General features: G+C 49.3%; 16 protein-coding genes. 4 read left to right on the top strand and 12 right to left on the bottom strand.

Going from position 1 to position 19,413, the window contains the following annotated elements; translation table 11 throughout:
• The 4 genes from OEM52_04540 to OEM52_04555 all read right to left on the bottom strand — a co-directional run.
• Positions 1 to 188: hypothetical protein (locus tag OEM52_04540; protein ID MDK9699405.1), on the bottom strand; the 188-nt coding region annotated here is incomplete at its 3' end.
• Positions 189 to 215: 27 nt separating this feature from the next.
• Entirely contained in the window at positions 216 to 2,270 is a 2,055-nt protein-coding gene (locus OEM52_04545) for a T9SS type A sorting domain-containing protein (protein ID MDK9699406.1), read from the bottom strand.
• Between the two features lie 30 nt (positions 2,271 to 2,300).
• A complete protein-coding gene (locus OEM52_04550) occupies positions 2,301 to 4,430 on the bottom strand; it encodes a T9SS type A sorting domain-containing protein (protein ID MDK9699407.1) in 2,130 nt (709 codons plus the stop codon).
• 21 nt (positions 4,431 to 4,451) lie between these two features.
• Entirely contained in the window at positions 4,452 to 6,515 is a 2,064-nt protein-coding gene (locus OEM52_04555; protein ID MDK9699408.1) for a T9SS type A sorting domain-containing protein, read from the bottom strand.
• A 293-nt stretch (positions 6,516 to 6,808) separates the two neighbouring features.
• On the opposite strand from OEM52_04555, the gene OEM52_04560 reads away from it, so the two are divergent.
• From OEM52_04560 to OEM52_04575, 4 genes are all read left to right on the top strand, one after another.
• Complete coding sequence (locus OEM52_04560) at positions 6,809 to 7,348, top strand: HDIG domain-containing protein (GenBank protein ID MDK9699409.1); 540 nt, start codon at positions 6,809 to 6,811, stop codon at positions 7,346 to 7,348.
• A 310-nt stretch (positions 7,349 to 7,658) separates the two neighbouring features.
• Complete coding sequence (lysF, locus tag OEM52_04565) at positions 7,659 to 9,629, top strand: homoaconitase (GenBank protein ID MDK9699410.1); 1,971 nt, start codon at positions 7,659 to 7,661, stop codon at positions 9,627 to 9,629.
• A gap of 44 nt (positions 9,630 to 9,673) precedes the next feature.
• Positions 9,674 to 10,399: a 2-phosphosulfolactate phosphatase gene (locus tag OEM52_04570; protein ID MDK9699411.1), complete on the top strand. Its 726-nt coding sequence runs from the start codon at positions 9,674 to 9,676 to the stop codon at positions 10,397 to 10,399.
• Positions 10,400 to 10,492: 93 nt separating this feature from the next.
• Positions 10,493 to 10,654: a hypothetical protein gene (locus OEM52_04575; protein ID MDK9699412.1), complete on the top strand. Its 162-nt coding sequence runs from the start codon at positions 10,493 to 10,495 to the stop codon at positions 10,652 to 10,654.
• Between the two features lie 120 nt (positions 10,655 to 10,774).
• Here OEM52_04575 and OEM52_04580 read toward each other — a convergent pair whose 3' ends face one another.
• The 8 genes from OEM52_04580 to OEM52_04615 form a co-directional block, all read right to left on the bottom strand.
• The gene (locus OEM52_04580; GenBank protein ID MDK9699413.1) at positions 10,775 to 11,959 is read right to left on the bottom strand and encodes a DUF2157 domain-containing protein; all 1,185 of its coding nucleotides are present in this window, start codon (positions 11,957 to 11,959) and stop codon (positions 10,775 to 10,777) included.
• A gap of 3 nt (positions 11,960 to 11,962) precedes the next feature.
• Complete coding sequence (locus OEM52_04585) at positions 11,963 to 12,523, bottom strand: hypothetical protein (GenBank protein ID MDK9699414.1); 561 nt, start codon at positions 12,521 to 12,523, stop codon at positions 11,963 to 11,965.
• Positions 12,524 to 12,617: 94 nt separating this feature from the next.
• Complete coding sequence (rsmG, locus tag OEM52_04590) at positions 12,618 to 13,244, bottom strand: 16S rRNA (guanine(527)-N(7))-methyltransferase RsmG (protein ID MDK9699415.1); 627 nt, start codon at positions 13,242 to 13,244, stop codon at positions 12,618 to 12,620.
• Positions 13,245 to 13,283: 39 nt separating this feature from the next.
• On the bottom strand, positions 13,284 to 15,158 hold the full coding sequence (mnmG, locus tag OEM52_04595; protein ID MDK9699416.1) for a tRNA uridine-5-carboxymethylaminomethyl(34) synthesis enzyme MnmG: 1,875 nt from the start codon (positions 15,156 to 15,158) through the stop codon (positions 13,284 to 13,286).
• 102 nt (positions 15,159 to 15,260) lie between these two features.
• Positions 15,261 to 16,721, bottom strand: coding sequence for a tRNA uridine-5-carboxymethylaminomethyl(34) synthesis GTPase MnmE (gene mnmE, locus OEM52_04600; GenBank protein ID MDK9699417.1), 1,461 nt, complete (start codon positions 16,719 to 16,721; stop codon positions 15,261 to 15,263).
• Between the two features lie 700 nt (positions 16,722 to 17,421).
• Positions 17,422 to 18,258, bottom strand: a complete 837-nt coding sequence (locus tag OEM52_04605; GenBank protein MDK9699418.1) for a T9SS type A sorting domain-containing protein — start codon at positions 18,256 to 18,258, stop codon at positions 17,422 to 17,424.
• A gap of 456 nt (positions 18,259 to 18,714) precedes the next feature.
• Positions 18,715 to 19,203 carry a hypothetical protein gene (locus OEM52_04610; protein MDK9699419.1) on the bottom strand — a complete coding sequence of 163 codons (489 nt, stop codon included), beginning with the start codon at positions 19,201 to 19,203 and terminating at the stop codon, positions 18,715 to 18,717.
• A gap of 3 nt (positions 19,204 to 19,206) precedes the next feature.
• Positions 19,207 to 19,398 carry a hypothetical protein gene (locus OEM52_04615; protein MDK9699420.1) on the bottom strand — a complete coding sequence of 64 codons (192 nt, stop codon included), beginning with the start codon at positions 19,396 to 19,398 and terminating at the stop codon, positions 19,207 to 19,209.
• Positions 19,399 to 19,413 lie beyond the last annotated feature (15 nt).

The following is a 19,413-nucleotide window of genomic DNA, read 5'->3' on the forward strand; positions in this document are numbered from 1 at the left end:
TCGAGGAACCATGTCATCCCATTCTTCGCTTGACACTTGTAGAGGACGCGAGCGTCCCATTGCCCTTTGTTTTCGGTAAAGAAGAACGGAGAAGGGATCGCGCCGACGGACGCCGCTTCCGTTAGCAATGTCAATGTCAGTACCGACATGATGAGGAAGCAGAATCGTGTTCTCGATTTACGAAACATTGTTAACACTTGTGAATAAAAGAGAATTCATTTCAGCAACACCATTTTCCGGGTCGCCGAAAATTCACCGCTCGACACCCGATAATAATACAATCCCGCTGCGAGCGCTGTTCCATCAACCAAGAAGTTTTGTTCACCGGAGCGATACGCTTGACACGTCTTTTGGTAGACTTCTCGTCCGGTAATATCAAACAGTTGTAGTGTAACCTTTCCCGGTTTCGGCAGCGAGTACGAAATAGTCGACGATGCATTGAAGGGATTGGGATAGTTTTGATGGAGGCGCAGTTCCGCCGGGACAAACGTTACCGGTTCGTGGACATCATTGGTGGGATGGAAACTCACGAAAACGCCGTTTCCCAGTGTCGCCGCCCAAAGGTAACTATCATAATCGATTTTCAATTCGATAACATTCTGATTTAAAAGCCCTTCATGGGAAAGGTCGTCCCAAGTACTCCCTTCGGTTCTTGAGTAGTAAATGCCGTTGGAGGTCGCAGCAAAAATAGTTCCCTGGCTATTCGACACCACTGAATATGTGGGAACTGCAATCGGTAACGGTTGCCAACTAAGACCTTGATCCAGTGAGCGTAAAACACCGTGCGATACACCCGCATAAAGAACACCGAGCGAACTCATTGCGATTTCATAAAACTCGTATCCCATAAAACCAATGAACGTCCAATTCCTGCCGTCTTCTAGCATTCGATAAATGCCGTCGGTGGTGCCGATGTTCACGATCCAACTCTCCGGGATCATGGTGGGGGTAACATGAATACTGGAGATGATTCCGGTCGTTCGCGCATTGAATGGCACCCATGATTGTCCGTTGTCGGTGCTGCGGTAGACGCAGTGGTCAGTGCCGGCGTAGAGGTTTCCCATCGGAGCGGTTGCAATGGTATTTATCGCACTGTCGGCAATCATCGGCGCTGACCATTCGATGCCTTCATTCGTCGAGCGGATGACTCCCACACTGGTACCGGCGAACAATTCGCCATTGGTTCCGATTGCCATTGTTCGCAAAAAGTATTGTTGCGCCGATGTCGATCGACTGATCCAGCGGAAAGTTGCCGGGGCAAGTTGAAACACTTCCCGATTACTGCTGCAGTAGATATCATGGCCCCGAATCGCAATCGTTTGAACGGACGAACAGGTCAATCCGTTACTCGCTGGATTCCAATTCCCGGCTTGTAGTTTATATGCCCCAAACCCGGGCGTACCAGCGAATGCAACATCATTACCAAATGTAACAATACTTAAAATGGATCGGTCTGATAATCCACTCAGTTGCATTAAATTGTTCTGCCAGCGGTAAACCCCATAATAGGTCCCGATGTAGAGCGTACCATTGGGGGCGATTCCCATCGCAAGCACGTTTTCGGCAAAATCCCCGATGCGGCTCCAAGTCTGACCGAAATCCACCGACCGGAAAGCGCCATTGGATCCGGTGTATATCGTATCGCCCGAAAAGGCAAAATGTCCACCGCTTCCGTTCGTGATTCTGCCAACAAACGACCAGTTGTCGCCATGGTTGATGGAACGGTAAATACTATCGGCAGAGGCGCAATAAAGGTACCCGTTCGGGGCAACGCTTATACCGCTAGTCCAGTGTGATTGAAGTCCTGTATTGATTGCCGTCCAGAGATTCCCATTGTTGGTGGAACGATAGAACATTTCCACGTTCTGGTTGGCATCGACTTGCGCATATAGGTTGCGCGTTCCCGGATCGAAACAGAGCTTTCGAACGGTGGGATATAGAATCCCTTGTTGCGCTCGCGTCCAGGTGCTGTCAGCGTTGCGGCGGAAAATGCCATCACCTTGCAATCCGACAAAAAGTTGTCCGGAATCGTTAACGGCGATGGTGTGAACGGTACTTCCCATAAATTCGAACGGGTGCCAATGGTCGCCTTGATCCGATGACCGATAAGCACCGCCGCCCCATGTTCCGGCATAGAGTTGTCCATTCGCGGCGAGAAAACAACTCACGTCGCCCCCTTCGGGCCCGTTGGCGCTGTTCCAGTATGGTTGCGCCATTACAATGGTAACCAGTGAAAAACTGAGGAGTACTGCGATGATGCTGGGTTTCATGGTTTCCTCGATTCTGTTTTTGCGTTGCGTTTACTTGAGCAACTCCATCCGCTGAACGGTTGCTCTATTCTTTGTTTGTAACCGATAGAAGTAAGTGCCGCTGGGATAGCGTTGCGCATTCCATTGGGTGGTGTGCATTCCCGCCGGAAGATTGCCGTGTACTAAACGTTCGACGACTCTCCCCTGTACATCGAAAATGGAAAGCTCGACATCCGTGGAAGTAGGAAGTGAATACGAAATTGTGGTAGAGGAGTTGAACGGATTCGGATAATTTTTGAACAATTGGTAGTCAAATGTCTGCCATGCAGGTTTCTCAGCAACGGCAACAGTGGGTGTATTTGTCCAAAATACACCATTGGAACGGGTTCCAGCATAGAGAACATCTACCGAGTCCATTTGTAACTCGATTACTCGAACTGCTCCCATTGAACCTTGGAACGAAAACCAAGATTCACCCAAATCGGTTGACGCAATCAGTCCGGTATCGGTCGCGGCAAAAACACTACCACTTGAATTTGATATTAACGAGTGAATAGATCGGTTCACACTTGTTTGTTGCCAAGTTAGCCCGGAATCCATTGAAGTTTGGACTCCATGATTCGAAGCCGCAAATAGTTTACCATTAAATGTTTTGGTCATCACATTGATTTCGTGCGCGTAAATCCTGACGAGGTTCAATCCATTTTCTTGCATCCGATAAAGAGTATCTCGTGTACCAGCAAAAACATACCAATGAAGTGAATCAGGAGTGCATGGCATTGAAAAAAGCGATTTAATCTCACCATTCGTGCGATAAAATGGTAACCAGCTTAAGCCGTTGTTTATGCTTCGGTAAATAGAATCGCCGCGCGCAGCATATCGATTGTTTCTTGGGGCATTTGTGATTGATGGAATGAAGTGAGGATCAGTGGGTTGTGGGTAGTTAACCGTAGTCCAGCTATACCCCTGGTTTGTCGAATAAAAAAAATTTCCGGATGAAATTATTGCGAGAACACCGTTATGATAATCGATTAATGGTCGATTTGTCCAACCAGATACTGGGTATTCAAACCAACGAGGGACATGTTGTGCATTAGGGTTGTAGCGGTGAAAAGAAGTACAGACGGTGTCTTCATAGCCGGTTCTTACACAAAACACATAGTTAGGTGAAATAGTAATCGAATGGATTTCCGAAGCGAAAATACCGTTCGAGAAGTTACTGAAAGAACTCACACCAGAACGATAAACATAGCTATTATTAGTATTTATAAAAACTCTGTTATCTCCATTATGGATATGAAACGCGTTGCCAACCATCCCAATAGGCATTGAATATCGCAATACCCACGTGGTATCATTCCACTGGTAAACACCGATATACGGAACTTCATGCATAGTATCAGTAGACACATAAATCGAACCAGAATCAGAAATTTGTAAATCATTTACATAAGTCGCTTGAGGGATATTACGCCATCTTTCTCCGCGATAGTAAGAACGACTCACATATAAACCTGAGCCGGGATCAATGACAAATACTTGATCCTGATAGAAGCGGAACTTTACATTGTTGGTTACCGGTGGAATCGGAATATCTCCAGCACGGTTCCATGTTGTTCCGTTATTTTCAGATCGGTATGCCGCGCCATTTTGAACGCAGTAAAGCGACCCGTCCGGCGCTACACCCAAACCACGAGATGACGACAATAATCCATTGTCAATGTTAAGCCAAGTTTCACCATTATTCGTTGATCGGTAGTAGCGTACTGAATCGTTAGGGTATCGATCGCCTTTAGCATATAGATTTCCGTTTACTCGAGAATACAACAGGTGCGAAATCTTACCACCTACTATTCCGTTATTCATCAATGCCCAACCTTGACCACTTCTCCACTCATAAACACCGCTGTCATAGGAGGCGACAAACATGTGCCCAACGGTATCAGCAACAATTGAATTTATCGTATGCCCCGGTAACCCGTACAACTCCCAATCCGCACTTTGTAACCCGGTTCGGAAAATACCACCGTTTCGCGTACCAGCGTACAAGTGAGTACTGTCGCTATAAAAGCAGATTACGTCGCCAACCTCTGGACCACACAAGGATGTCCAGACTGGTTGCGCGATAGTGGTGGATGCAAGTAAAACTACTATCAATGTTAGTAGAATTTGAGCTCGCACAACGAACTCCTTTCCGATTCTTTACTTAATGAGCATAAGCGATCGGGTTTGCTCTTGACCATTCACCATCACTCGATAAAAATATCTGCCACTCGCTTTGTTGTTTGCCTGCCAATTCACCGAATGCAGACCAGCCGGTTGTTTACCGCTTAGTAGCTGCTCAACCAACCGCCCATTTACATCGAAGATGGAGAGATCGACATTGGATACTGTTGGTAATGAGTAAGAAATTGTGGTCGTTGCATTGAAGGGATTCGGATAATTTTGATGGAGGCGGAGTTCCGCGGGGACAAATGTAATCGGTTCACGGACATCGTTGGTGGGATGAAAACTCACAAAGACGCCATTCCCATTTGTCGCTGCCCAGAGGTAGTTATCCGCATCGATTTTCAGTTCGAAAACATTCTGATTCAAAAGCCCTTCGTGGGAAAGGTCGTCCCAACTGCTCCCTCCATTGGTAGAATACATCACGCCATTAGACGTAGCGGCATACAGTCTTCCTTGCGTATTGGACACAATCGAGTATGTCGGCAACGTTATGGGCAACGGCAGCCATGTCAATCCTTGATCGAGTGAACGCGAAACCCCTTGCGATGTTCCCGCAAAGAGCACACCGAGCGAACTCATCGAGATTTCATGGATGTAGTTTCCGGTTAATCCGGTTGCTGTCCAATTCCTGCCATCTTCGAGCATTCGGTAAAGCCCATTGGCGGTGCCGATATTCACGATCCAACTTTCCGGAATCAGGGTGGGGGTGACGTGAATACTGGTGATCGTTTCGGTAGGTCTCGTTGTAAACTGCGTCCATGTTAGTCCGTTGTCGGTGCTTCGATACAGGAAATTCGTTGTCCCTGCGTACACGTTGCTCATCGGGGCGCACGCCAATGACCGCACCATCTCGTCATCAAGTGCAATAGTCGACCATTCGCCACCATTATTGGTCGAACGGATAATTCCCGTATATGCACCCACCAATAATTCGCCATTGCTGCCAATTGTCATGCTACGAAACACCGAATGGGTAACAGCCGCCGACCGGCTCACCCATCGGAACGTTGCAGGAGCTAATTGAAATACTTGTCCGCTGCTACAGGCATAATAGTCCATGCCTCGAAAGGCAATAGTATGAACACTCGTGCAGGTTAAACCGTTATTCACCGGATTCCAGTTGCTTGCCTGCAACCTATAAACCCCGATATCGAAAACTCCAGCAAAAATGACATCATTGTCGATAGTGATGAGACTCGATACACCCCGGTTTGATAATCCGCTCAAAAATAGTTGGTTATTCAGCAAGCGATACACCCCATTGCTTGTAGCGATGTAAAGCGTTCCGTTGGGTGTTGTTGCGATAGTATAGAGATAATCGGTTATGTTACCCAATTCACTCCATGTTTGCCCGTTGTTCGTGGATTGGAACACCCCGGTTCCCCCAGCGTAGATTGTCGTTCCCGAAAAGGCAAAACAACTGATTTCGTCGTTTTGAAATGAGCCAACCGATGTCCAGTTATCGCCATGATTGGTCGAACGATAGACACCACCAAAGGCGCCGATATACAGATCTCCATTCGGCGCAATCGATAAACCACCTGCGATCTCGGTTGATAGCCCATTGTTGATTGGAGTCCAGCTATCTCCGTTATTAGCTGAGCGATAGCACACGACGTCATTCATCCCGGGAGCGGTTTGTGCATAGAGATTGCGTGTCCCCGGATCGAAACAGATTTGCTGTATCCACGGTTCCAGAATCCCTTGTTGTGCGCGCGTCCAGGTACTATCGGCGTTATAGCGAAAAAGACCGTCACCTCCCAATACGACAAAGATTTGTCCAGAATCGTTCACTGTCATTGTGTGGATGGTACTGCCCATAAACTCGAAGGGCCCCCAATGGTCACCTTGATCCGTTGACCGATATATGCCGCCACCACTCGTTCCGGCATAGAGTTGTCCATTCGCGGCGAGAAAGCAATTCACATCGCCCCCTTCGGGCCCGTTGGTACCGTTCCAGTATGGTTGTGCCAGTGCGGAAAGACATATTGCAAGCGGTAAAACAACGAGAAGACTAAAAGATCGTAGAAACATCATTGCCTCCTGTTCTCTGGTGTGTATCTCGCCAATAACTGAGTTTATTGTGGAAATTTCCATAAGACAAGTAAAAGAGAGTTCGATTTGAAAATTCTTGCTTCTTTTGCGAAATTAGGGAACGCTTGTTTTGGCGGTTGCGCTGACAAAAAAAACGGGCTTGGAAGCCCGTAACCACCATTGTCGGGCGTGTCGCAATACAGGCGGGGACGCCTGTAACCACCATTGTTGTTGCTGCTTGAGAGGAAGTCGGACAAGAATGTCCGACGTACGGAAGAAAAGGAGAGAGAAAGAAAATGTCAAAAGTTACCCGCGAGGAAGTCCTCGCCATCTGGCCGGAAATCGATTGGATCAAAGATGCGACGTTGCGCGCCAAGACGCTTGACGCTTGGGTCTATGCCATCGAAAACAGCGTACTCACTCCGAGCGATTTAGAGACGATTCCGTTCTCCCTCCTGATCAAAACCCATGTTTCGTTCATGAACCATAAACGAACCTGCGTCCAGCTCGCGGTCGATATGGCGAACACGATGCAAAAGAATTTCGGAGACGCTATCAAAATCGATATGGATGTACTCATCTCCGGTGCGATTCTCATCGATGTCGGCAAACTGATTGAGTATGACATGAAGGATGGGAAACTCGTCACCAGTGAAGCAGGGAAACTGGTTCGGCACCCGTTCAGCGGCGTCGCGATTGCCGACCGCTTTGGACTGCCGCCAACCGTTTTGCATATCATCGGCACCCACTCGAAAGAGGGGGACTTCGGAATGCGTACGACGGAATCGATTATCGTCCATCACGCCGATTTCGTCTCGTTTGAACCGTTCAAATAGGTTCGTGGCCGCGACATTATTGTCGCGGATGGTGTAGGGTGAAGGGTGTAATGTGTAGGGGTTTGATTCATCAAGCCCGCCCCTTACATGGTGGTTACGGGCTTCCAAGCCCGTTCAATGTACCGTACGTTGGACATTCTTGTCCAACGGGCGTGATGTAAGAAGGACAATTCCCGGATAGACCGGAGTGTCTGTCCTACTGCTATCGGGTTCGATGAACCCAACGCATCTTCAGCGTTGGCTCACAAACGCCGTTAATTTCTTTTGTTCGAGTTTGTAATCGAACCCCTACAAAAAATGGAAAAAGAATATGTCGCAAAATCTCATCGAAAAAATCGCGCAGAAGTTCGCCGTCGGTCTCGAACCGGGACATATTGTCCATAGCGGTGATTATCTCTCGATCCAACCGGCACACGTCATGACCCATGACAATACCGGCGCCGTACTCAAGAAATTCAAGGAAATCGGCGCAGCGAACATGGCAAACCCGCGGCAACCGGTATTCGCCCTCGATCACAACATCCAAGACACCTCCGACGACAACAAAAAGAAGTATGCGAAAATTGAAGCGTTCGCACAGTCGATGGGAGTCGATTTCTATCCGGCAGGACGCGGCATCGGCCATCAAATCATGTGCGAGGAGGGCTACGCTTGGCCCGGCACGATGATGGTCGCATCCGACAGCCATTCCAATATGTACGGCGGGTTGGGCGTCTTGGGTACGCCGATTGTACGTACTGACGCCGCGGCAATTTGGGCAACTGGTCGGACATGGTGGCAAGTCCCTCCGGTAGCGAAAGTGAATTTGACCGGAACCTTGCAACCGGGCGTAACTGGTAAGGATGTAATTATCACGCTCTGCGGTTTCTTCAATAAAGACGATGTGCTGAACCACGCCATCGAATTTTCCGGCGACGGATTGGCGGCGTTGTCTATCGATCAGCGACTCGCCATCGCGAATATGACGACCGAGTGGGGCGCACTAGCAGGCGTTTTTCCAATCGATGCTGTCACCTACGCTTGGCTGGAAAACCGGATCGCATTTATTGCGAAGCGTGGACTCGAAAAGGTTCCGAGTGATGCCGATGGCAACGGTGTACATCCGCGGATGAATCGCAACGCATTAGATAAGTTGCGCGCTAATCCCATCGCTGCCGATGCCGACGCCTTTTATGCGAAAACGATAACGCTCGACCTATCGTCGGTACGACCGCACATCTCAGGACCGAATCATGTCAAAGTGATGATGAGCGTGAGCGACGCCGAACGAAAAGGGATTCTGATCCACAAAGCGTATCTCGTCTCTTGCGTCAATAGCCGGGTCGAGGATATTGCCGAAGCGGCGGCGGTGATGCGCGGCAAGAAAATTGCCGACGGCGTTAAGTTTTACATCGCAGCTGCCTCGAGCGAAGTGCGGCGTGAAAGTGAGAAACGCGGCGATTGGCAGACGTTGCTCGAAGCTGGAGCGATTGCGCTACCGCCGGGTTGCGGGCCGTGCATCGGTTTAGGTACCGGGCTATTGGAAGCGGGCGAAGTCGGGATAAGCGCGACGAACCGGAACTTCAAAGGACGAATGGGTGATCCGACTGCCCAAGCGTATCTCGCTTCGCCGGCGGTGGTTGCTGCGTCCGCCTTGGCGGGAAAAATCTGTTCGCCGGTTCGGAATGACGATGCAAAACCGGTCGGAACAATTCATGAAAATCGGTTAACCGGAGTCGAACCACCAGCGGTTTCGATTCTCGATGGTTTCCCGGCAACGGTTACCGGCGAGTTGCTATTCTGTCATCAGGATAATATGAATACCGATGGCATTTATCCCGGAAAATACACCTACGTCGACGACATCACCCCCGAGCAACAAGCGCAGGTCGTGATGGAAAATTACGATCCGGAATTCGGAAAGATTGCCGTTACTGGTGATTTTCTGGTCGGCGGTTATAACTTCGGCACCGGTTCCTCGCGCGAACAAGCGGCAACTGCACTCAAGTATCGCGGCATCAAGCTCGTGCTCGCCGGTTCGCTGAATGAAACGTACAAACGCAATGCGATTAACAACGGTTTCCTTGTCATCGAAGCACCGGAATTGGTGAACGATTTGAAGGCGGCATTCGGCGCGGAAAAATTGACTGTACGCACCGGCTGGATCGCGACCATCGATTTTGCGAAATCGACCTTGACGACGAACGGCAAAGTGTACGTCATTGCACCGACCGGCGCGGCAGCCCAGGAATTGGTGTTGACCGGTGGTCTTGAGGCGTGGGTAAAGGCGCGGCTTGCGTGATTTTGTCTTCTGGTTGATTTTTCGTTTTTTTTGAGCAGTACTTCATGACGTTCGACCAAGCTGAATTTGATATCCGATGCGAGTGGGGTCTCCCGGGTGTATTAAATCTCGCACCGATTAGCGATGCGATTATCATTGTGGATGTTCTTTCGTTTTCCACTTGTGTTTCGGTTGCTCTAACCCGCGGGGCGAAGATTTATCCCTTTCGTACCCGCGGGGCCGCGGCAGTCGAGTATGCAAAATCATTGCAGGCGGAGATATCACAGTCGCGCGGAAAAGGGGGATACTCCCTTTCGCCGTGTTCGATGATGACGATTCCAACTGGAACGAAAGTTGTACTCCCTTCTCCGAATGGCGCCTCGCTCACCCTATCAACCGGCGATGCACCGACTTTCACCGGATGCTTGCGCAATGCGAAGGCAGTGGCACAGGCGGCGCTACAGTTTGGCAACCGGATAACGTTGATTCCCGCCGGAGAGCGTTGGCACGGCGATGGTTCGATCCGTCATGCGTTGGAGGATTACATCGGCGCGGGAGCGATTCTGCAGCATCTGCCGGGGGTATTCTCACCGGAAGCAGAAGCGGCGCGGGCGGTGTATAATAACTGTTGTAACGATCTGCTCGAAACCCTCGCTCGTTGTAGTTCTGGTAAAGAATTAATCGACGGGGGATTTGAAAAGGATATCGAAGCATCGGCGGTGGAAGATTGCGATAACTTTGCGCCATTGTTACAAAACGGCTGTTTCGTTCCTGCCGCTATTGCCGATTGATAGGTGTTGGGCATTGAGTGGCATATTACATGCATCCTCTTCGCTCATGATCGAGGATGCCGGTATCTACTATTCCTTCCGCTTCATTAGCGAGTGAATGAGGTCGTATTACTGTTTTATCTCTTCACACCAACCGGAAAGGAAGCAAAGTTGGCAAATCCCGATCCGGAAAAAATCTCGCGGGTGTTTCAAGCAATGTTGCCAATGAAGAAACTTGACATTACGCTACTCGAAAAAGCAATGACTGGCGAGTAGTCTATTCACCCATCCCTCATCTCATGGAGTCGTCAACTAAATCGATAAGCGGTTTTACAGATAATTGCCCACACAAACAGTTCCACCACCGTTCCGGTCAAAGAGCGGTGGTAGATTCGGTTAGGTTCGGGGAATGTAACTGCGAGTCAATTTGTGGGTGGCATAACCGACACCAATAACGATGAACCCGCAAATGATTAAGGTTGTAGGCCATCCAATCGCCCCCGAAAAATATTGACCGGTTATCTTCATCAAGTAAACGACCAAATAAAACGCGGCAATCCGCATCACGAGCCGACTCTGCAAATACACGCTAAACCACCCCACCCCCACCATGACCAGCGGAAAGATCAAGTCCCAACCCACCTCTTTGCGATCGAATCCGGAAGCAAGCAACATTCCATTTAACAAACACAACGTCCCTAATCCATCGAGACCGTTGCTTATCTTTCGGTGATTCGGGTTCTTTGCCATCACATACCCGGCAACGAATACCGCGATCCCCAACAGCAGTAGGCGATAAGAGAGTTGGTCGAATTCAAATATAGTGTACTTGCTCTCATCAAAAAAAAGTGACACGATTTGGCCAAACAACCCGAAGCCAAACAAACAGCTATAGATGGTCGCAACCGATAAATCGAAATGTTTTTTTCCGACGAGGTAAGAACCAGTATATCCAGCCGCCAAAATGAACGTCGCAAGAGTGTACGTATTCTCCCCGGCTCTGAGATGAAATTCGTAAAACGTTACCGAAATCCCCATCGGAAACAATAACGCCGCCAAGATTTGAAAGGCTTGTTCCACCCGGCTTGATTCCGTTTCATTCGCCAATGCGACCGCGGCAAGCGATGCGCCTGCCGCACTGCCAAGTGTAAGAGCGATGCGAGCGAAACTTTCCAGTTGATGCCACTGTTGCCGAACAAAGATTAAAATGCCGCTGAAGATGACTACGCCGCCTACCCAGTACAATACATCGGCGAAATTGAATTTTCTTGATTTCTTTTCCGCGCTTCTTGCTGGCGATTCATAGTTTGTTGCTGGTTTCGATGGTTGCTGGTGCGAAACAAGGTGAATAGTCCTAACCAAGATTTCCATTGTTAACTGCTTATTGCTGGCTTGGTTGGTGATTTCATTTAATACAACCGTCTTCTCTAACTCTTGTTGTATTCCCTCCGGATTGTATGCCAAAGTTTCCGCCACCTCTTCATTCATGCCCCGAAGAAACGCTTCCGTAACCTCTTCCAAAGTGAGTGTTCCCATTTCGGCAAGTTCCCGCACCTGTTCGAGCAGTTGTTCCGTTGTCATGGTCTACTCCACCACCCAGCCGACAAATCGGTAACTCAACTCGTTACTACGCAGCGGCGGCAGTGGCGCCGTAAAAGTCGCCCAGCTTGATGTGTAGCGCAATTGATCATTGACCACATCAAGCTTGCGCTTGAGTACCGCCGGTTTCACCTCAGCCTTTTGCCGACGCGCTGGTTTCTTTGCTTGCAGGGTCAGGGATGTAACAACCTCGGTCGGCACTGGTTCTAACAACTCGGTGGCAGGATCGAACAAATACCAATCAATTCCGAATCCATACTTTTGTAATTTTTCTTCGTCGATGTGAAGCTTGTTTTGTTCGATGCGATAGGGCAGTGATACGTTTAACGCGCGTCTCTTTTCGCGCTGATACTTACCGCGCCAAAGTAACGTGGTGTCCGGTTCATCGGCAGTTTTCTCGAGAGGCATGTAACGAAGCGTGGCACTAAGGAGAATTTTCCTGGTTGGTTTACTGAGTTGGCTAACGGTTTGTGCGAGTATGATAGTTACTATCGCCATCATAATCGGTATTGCCGACCAAACCCATTTTGTATTGGATGGTAACATGGTTCACTCCTTCAGTGAAACATAGTACTACCGATGAAGGAGTGATTTCAACATAACGAGGTGGATTTTAAAATCTCATAAAAATTCGGTAGGCTTATTCGGCGCTCTGAGACGGTTGTTTTACGTCGGCGACCCATAACGACACCTGATGCAGTTTTTGGCATACAACATAATCTAACCCAGTTGGTAGAGTCGCATTTTCTTGCAATTCATTCGAACCACGAAACAATAAGTAACGAGTACCAACTGTTCGAAGCCGACTTGTCCACCGCCATAACGTTGGCAATGGCGCCACTGCACGAGCGGTTATCACGGTATATGGCTCTGAGGGGAGCGATTGTACGGTGTTTGGCCAAACCACGACATTAGCGAGTCCCACTTCCGTGCGCAATTCTTCCAACATCCTTGCTTTTTTATTCACAGCCTCGGCGAGGGTAAACGAGAGATCGGGGCGGGCAATTGCCAATAGTAAACCGGGCATTCCATTACCACTCCCCACATCTAACACCCTCCCCGAGTTAGGTAGGTACGGAACCGCCGCCATACTGTCAATTGCCAAAGTTATCCACAAGTTCTCCACATTGGTTCGGGATAGTAAATTGTGGTGCCGATTAACATAACGAGTGAATTCTGAGAGTTGTTGAATTTGCGTAAGTTGTTTATTATTCAGCGAATACAACTCTCGGAGCGGTGTTAGTAAATCGTGAGTATTCTTAGACATCGGAAGTTATTCCCAACTTATCCACAATTCATCCACCGGTTACGATTTCTGCTTGTCCACACGATTATCCAGTGCCATACTTCGGAGATTCGTTAACAATACCAGTAAATCGGCGGGTGTGACCCCAGCTAAACGCGATGCTTCCCCAATCGTTGCCGGGCGATGCCGGGATAAACTATCACGAGCTTCTGCCGACACTGCAGTTAGGGAATGATAATCTAAATCAATCGGTAGGTTACGCAATTCTTCCGAACGGAGCCGCTCCGCCTGACGCGCTTCCCGGACAAAATACCCTTCGTAACGAACCCGCGTCTCCACTGCTTTCACCCAATCGGGATGTTCTGTGAAACTCATATCCATCGGGTGATCGAGTAACAAGCCGTCAAGGGTGATACCTTCCCGACTTAGTGCCGCTTTCCATGTGATCTTTTTCGTTGAATCCGGTAATGAATAAAACCGCTTCGACATTTCCGCGACACCATCCGCAATCGCTTGCATCCGGTAACGGTAAGCATCACGTAATTCCGGCGTCACCAATCCCAACCGTTCGCCATGAGCCAACAACCGCTCTGGTGCCGAATCAACCCGCAAAAGCAGACGGTACTCGGCACGGGAAGTAAACATCCGGTACGGTTCTTCAGGAACCCGCAATCGTAAATCGTCGCAAAGCACACCGATATAAGCTTCGTCGCGCCGTAAAACAAACGGTGGTTCTTTTTTGATGGCAAGCGCGGCATTCACCCCCGCCCAAAACCCCTGCGCCGCAGCTTCTTCATAACCTGAAGTACCGTTAATCTGCCCGGCAAAATATAACCCTTTGACTTTTCGCGATTCAAATGTCGGTAACAGACCCTCAGCAGGAACGGCATCATACTCGACAGCATATCCCGGACGGGCGATTTCAGCATCGGCAAAACCGGGCATTGTCCGCAGTGCAGAAAGTTGCACCTCTTCCGGTAACGAAGTCGAGAACCCGTTGAGATACATCCATGGGTGATCCAAACCCTCCGGCTCGACGAATAACTGATGGCTGGTGCGGTCGGCAAACCGGTTGATTTTATCTTCGATGCTGGGACAATATCGCGGGCCAATTCCTTTGATGCGACCGGTAAACATTGGCGAACGGTCAAACCCTTTTTCCAATTCCTTGTGGGTTGTCTCGCTGGTTCGCGCAATCCAGCAATTTGTTTGTGGCAATGCCGGGGTCTTCGTTAGGGCATGGAAGAAAACCGGTCGTTCGTCGCCATCCTGTTTTTCCAACTGTGAATAGTCGATAGTCTCTTTTTTAATGCGGGGCGGCGTTCCCGTTTTTAGTCTGATTAAACGAAATCCGGTATTTTTCAAATCATCAGCGAGCGAATACACCCCCTGCTCACCGATTCTACCGGCATTCTGTTTCCACTCCCCACAATGAATAATCCCACCCAAAAACGTCCCGGTTCCCAACAAGGCTGCCTGACAAGAGACTTCCCCTCGGGACAGCAGCCGTAATCCAATCAATCGAAAACTCGATTCAGGGTCAGTCGTCTTCACTGGTTCCACCAGTAAACCTAAGACTTCATCTTCCCAAATTTCGAGGTTTGGGGTCGCTTGAAGAATGGTTTGGGCGGCAAGCGAGTATTTATCTTTATCGGATTGGCAACGTGGCCCCCATACTGCGGGTCCCTTTGAGCGGTTCAACAGGCGAAACTGGATTCCGGTGGCATCGGAAAGCTGTGGCATTAACCCGCCTAACGGATCAAGTTCGACAACCAAATGCCCTTTCGCTAACCCACCGATTGCCGGATTACACGACATTCGCCCAATCGCATCGATTCGCTGCGTAATCAATGCGGTCGGAACCCCCATCCGGGCAGCAGCGCTTGCCGCTTCGACCCCGGCGTGTCCGCCGCCAATGACCAAAAACTCGACCAACGTATTCCTTCTAACTCTCTTCGGTTTTAGGTTTCACGTGAAACGCAGAACTCAAGATGGACCAGTTAGGTTTCACGTGAAACAACCAAACTGGGATTATACTTACTTACCAATACAGAACGAGGAAAACACCTTTGCCAACACATCATCCGGCGTACGCTCCCCGACGATGGTTCCTAATTCGATCATCGCCTGTCGTAACTCTTCTGCAATGATTTCCGGGGTCTCCTGGTGTAATAGTTGCCGTTCGACTTTTCGCAGTTTTAAGGCGGTCTGATGGAACGCTTCCTGATGACGTTGATTCATTGGTAATACGTTTGTCGATGTTTGTTCGCTGACCCGTTGCGCTACCCACTGTTCCAGCGCTGATCTGAGCCGCATTACCCCATCCCCCGTTTTGGCGGATAAGAAATACTCCTTGCTGGAGTGATCAGGTTTTTCATGCGTTTTGTCGAAATGTGTTAGAAAATGACGGATCTGCCGTTTCGTTGCCGGTCGTTGTTCTGCTTCCACTAAGTCAAATTTATTGACGATCCACCATTGGTTTGCTACGCTATTCGCAGGGAGGGTTTCACGAATAAAACCACCTTCCTGCCACTGATCTATCGGAATGAGCCATAATGTCAAGTCTGCCGATTGGTGAATCGCCCGGCTCCGGCGTACCCCTTCCCGTTCGATGGCATTGCGCGACTTCCGGATGCCGGCGGTATCGAATATCTTTACCCGCTTTCCTGCTAACAGGAGCTCCCCTTCGACGATATCACGGGTGGTACCCGGTACCGGGGAAACAATTGCTTTGTCTCTTGCCACTAACTTATTGAGTAAAGAAGATTTACCGGAATTTGCTGAGCCAGCTAATGCAATTTGAATGCCTTCTGCCATCGGTCGTACTTGGCGATTGATTTCAACTAACTCTTCGATTTCCAAACGGATACGTTCAATTTGTGTTTGTAACTGGATGCTATCGTACAACGGCACTTCTTCTTCGCTAAAATCGAGTGATAACTCCAATAAACCGGCGATCTTCTCGATGCGCTGTTGTAGCGCTTTCGCGCGAACACCCAACTCCCCATCCAATAGGCGGATCGAACTCCGTTTTTCCGAGGAATCGGTCGCCGCGATGAGAGCGGAAACTCCTTCCGCTTGGTCGAGCGATATTTTACCATTCCAATAGGCTCGTAGGGAGAATTCCCCCGGCCCGGCAAGCCTTGCGCCGTGAAACTGCAACTCGCCCAACAACTCCTCAACAATTGCGGGTGATCCGTGTACGGAAAATTCGATAGAATCCTGTCCAGTGAAGCTATGTGGCGCGCGAAAACAGAGCACGACCGCGCGATCCAATTCTTCCCCATTCCGGTTCAGCAATGTCCGGTAACAGACCCGGCTGGTTTGGCGAAAAGTGGGAATTTTTTTTTCGCATATCCGGTTTGCAATGGCGAAGGCAGCGGAGCCGCTCACCCGCACCACGGCAAGCGCGGCGTGACCCGGCGCTGTTGCCAGCGCGCAAATCGTGTCCTGTAAATCGGGCAATTTCATCGTTCCAGAGAATACAGTTTTTCGCATCGAAAAGCGAGTTTTCTTTTGTCCTCGAAGAGGAGCGTGTAGAAAGGGTGTAAGGTGTAAGGTGTAAGGTGTAGGGTGTAAGGTGTAGGGTGTAAGGTGTAGGGTGAAAGGTGAAAGGTGAAGGGTGTAGGGTGTAGGGTGTAGGGGGCAGACCCTATGGGTCGCCCAATACAGAGAGGTGGTTACCGACAGTAGAGGGTGGTTGCGGGCTTTCAAGCCCGTTTCGTAGGGGTCGATTTTAAATCGACCTGATAGCAGTAGGGACAGACGCCACTGTCTGTCCTGGCACTGTAGCTCAGACAACCCCTCAGGGCTCACGTTTCGTAATCTTGTCTGAGTGGTATTATCCGTGTCATTGCGAGCGCAGCGAAGCAACCCCGCAGGGCTCACCGAAGGTATTCCCAGAACTCGAAACGCCCGTTGGACAAGAATGTCCAACGTACTGTAAGTGCAACGGGCTTGGAAGCCCGTAGCCACCACATTTGAGGTCGCAGCACCGGGTAGGGGAGGACTCCCATGTCCTCCCGCTTTTATAACGTGTCGTTGCGTTTCGACCCCTACTAAATGATCACTCCGTTTTTACCAAATGAGATTGCCACGTCATCCGCCGTCCGGCGGATTCCTCGCAAACACAAAAGGGCAAACCCGATGGCTTGCCCTTGTTATTTCCAGAGAAATCAAATGGTTGTATAAAATTATACTACTTGGTCAACACCATCTGTTTGGTAGTGATGAATCCGTTGGTGCGTAATGTGTAGTAATAGGTTCCCGAGGGCAATCCCGCCGCATTAAACGATACATGGTAGTTATTCGCTGCTTGGTAACCATTCACCAATGTAGTGACTTCCTTGCCCAATTCGTTGAATACCGTCAACCGGACATTACCAGCTTTGTGCAAACCGTAAGTGATTTCGGTCGAGGGATTGAATGGATTGGGGTAGTTTTGGTGTAATGTTACGCTCGTTGGAATTTCAGCGACGCTTGCTTCTGGTGTATCGGAAGCAATTACTAACTCACCGGTAATGATATCGACAATCACCCAAAGGGATGGTGAAGATGCTTGATAACTATCATAATACATAATCATCCAAACCAACGTCGGCATTGGTGGCGTTAGTGTAAAGTTTCCCCCCATCATTCGAACAAAGCAACCGGGGTGTGTCGAACGATAAGTCGATCCACCGTTACTTTCGGCGACCGTCATCGCATTAGGACTATTGAAGAATGTCGGTGGAATCGTCTGAGTAAAGGTCGAACCTGGTGATTGCTCCACTCTGACGTATGGTCCCATTTGAGGGATAACCATCGCACTTATCCATTGACTTGTTGTAGGGTGGTAATAGTGGAACAACCAGTGTGAAGTCCCATTCGCTCCGATCGATGAGTCGGTACTGACGATTACCCGCAATTCGCTTCCCGGATACGCCGCTTGGACAGCACCATTCACTTCCATGTAGCCATCACGGGCATTCAGTTGGGCAAAACAGATCGTCGCAAACATTACCACAAAAATGGTTACATACGCAAAATGTTTCATAGTTCCTCCAGAAAATTAACGACTTATAAATATACACACACATTTCGTGTTTTAAAATTCCTCTCACATCCTAATGAAAGTTCAATGCAAACTTCCGAGAGTTAGGGTAGTAAAACCCCTGCTCGTAAACTCAAGCAGGGTTCAACACAAAGTTTTCTTGGCTTCGTTATTGGTTTGATAGTACTATTAGCACAGTAGAACCCACATCTTCGTGACAACAGATCCACTCCTCCCACTCCCTTAACGGGTCGAAACGTTTCGACCAATACTCTACAGATCGCGCGATACCTGTCACTACCCGTTACAGACGAGGACGCCTGTCGCTACCCATAAACAAGGCACTACCCATTTCCGGCAGGCGTATGAGATTGTTACTACAAAAAAAAGGGCGTATGCTATACGCCCCTACTACTGAACGGGCGACCCATAGGGTCTGGCCCCCTACAACATTTGCGATTAGGGAATCTTCTTCCATTCACCAATCGTGACGCCATCGAAACTGTGGGGAAGAGATGGTAACAGATACGGTTGCGTTTCCGCATACGGTGTTCCCTTGGGCAATAAGGTATCTTTCGTTGCGAAGACGCGAAGGAACACATACTCCCCTTTGATCCCTTGGAACGGTTTCCAGAATTCGTCTTGTTCCGCTACTGTCAACACGAAAGAAATCTCTCCCGGCATCACTCGATCCGGATTGATTTGGGATTTGTGAATAATCGCTTCGCGAGCGCCATATCCGAGACCAGCGCGTGGCACCTGCCGCTCCCCATCTAACATCCGGATCACATACACGAGCGATCCATCCCCTAATGTTTTTCCGTTGGGACCTTTGATAATCTGGATTTTGTCGGGTTGCTTGAAGCTGAGAAATTCGACCGGCACCGGCTGCGCAATCGCCAATCCGACGAAAGCAAGCAGAAGAAAAATCGCAATGTTTCGAGTCATGTTTTACCGCACAAACAAAATGAAGTAGACGACATAAAACCACGTGAAAATCCCGTGGATGATTGCCCAGAGAATACTCTCATTCTGGGACCAAGAGATACAAATCGCCAGCGCAGTACCGAAGCCGACGCCCTTCTTGATGACTTCGGCGCGAAACCGCCCTTGCTCGCCGTTGTTATAGAAAACTTTATACATTTCCTTCTCGCCAAC

The sequence above is a fragment of the bacterium genome (assembly GCA_030247525.1).
Lineage (GTDB): Bacteria > Electryoneota > JAOADG01 > JAOADG01 > JAOADG01 > JAOTSC01.

Coding starts and splice junctions, on each gene's coding strand:
- OEM52_04545 (MDK9699406.1), bottom strand. CDS start 2,270: ATGAAACCCAGCATCATCGCAGTACTCCTCAGTTTTTCACTGGTTACC.
- OEM52_04555 (MDK9699408.1), bottom strand. CDS start 6,515: ATGATGTTTCTACGATCTTTTAGTCTTCTCGTTGTTTTACCGCTTGCA.
- OEM52_04560 (MDK9699409.1), top strand. CDS start 6,809: ATGTCAAAAGTTACCCGCGAGGAAGTCCTCGCCATCTGGCCGGAAATC.
- lysF (MDK9699410.1), top strand. CDS start 7,659: ATGTCGCAAAATCTCATCGAAAAAATCGCGCAGAAGTTCGCCGTCGGT.
- OEM52_04570 (MDK9699411.1), top strand. CDS start 9,674: ATGACGTTCGACCAAGCTGAATTTGATATCCGATGCGAGTGGGGTCTC.
- OEM52_04580 (MDK9699413.1), bottom strand. CDS start 11,959: ATGACAACGGAACAACTGCTCGAACAGGTGCGGGAACTTGCCGAAATG.
- OEM52_04585 (MDK9699414.1), bottom strand. CDS start 12,523: ATGTTACCATCCAATACAAAATGGGTTTGGTCGGCAATACCGATTATG.
- rsmG (MDK9699415.1), bottom strand. CDS start 13,244: ATGTCTAAGAATACTCACGATTTACTAACACCGCTCCGAGAGTTGTAT.
- mnmE (MDK9699417.1), bottom strand. CDS start 16,721: ATGCGAAAAACTGTATTCTCTGGAACGATGAAATTGCCCGATTTACAG.
- OEM52_04605 (MDK9699418.1), bottom strand. CDS start 18,258: ATGAAACATTTTGCGTATGTAACCATTTTTGTGGTAATGTTTGCGACG.
- OEM52_04610 (MDK9699419.1), bottom strand. CDS start 19,203: ATGACTCGAAACATTGCGATTTTTCTTCTGCTTGCTTTCGTCGGATTG.
- OEM52_04615 (MDK9699420.1), bottom strand. CDS start 19,398: ATGTATAAAGTTTTCTATAACAACGGCGAGCAAGGGCGGTTTCGCGCC.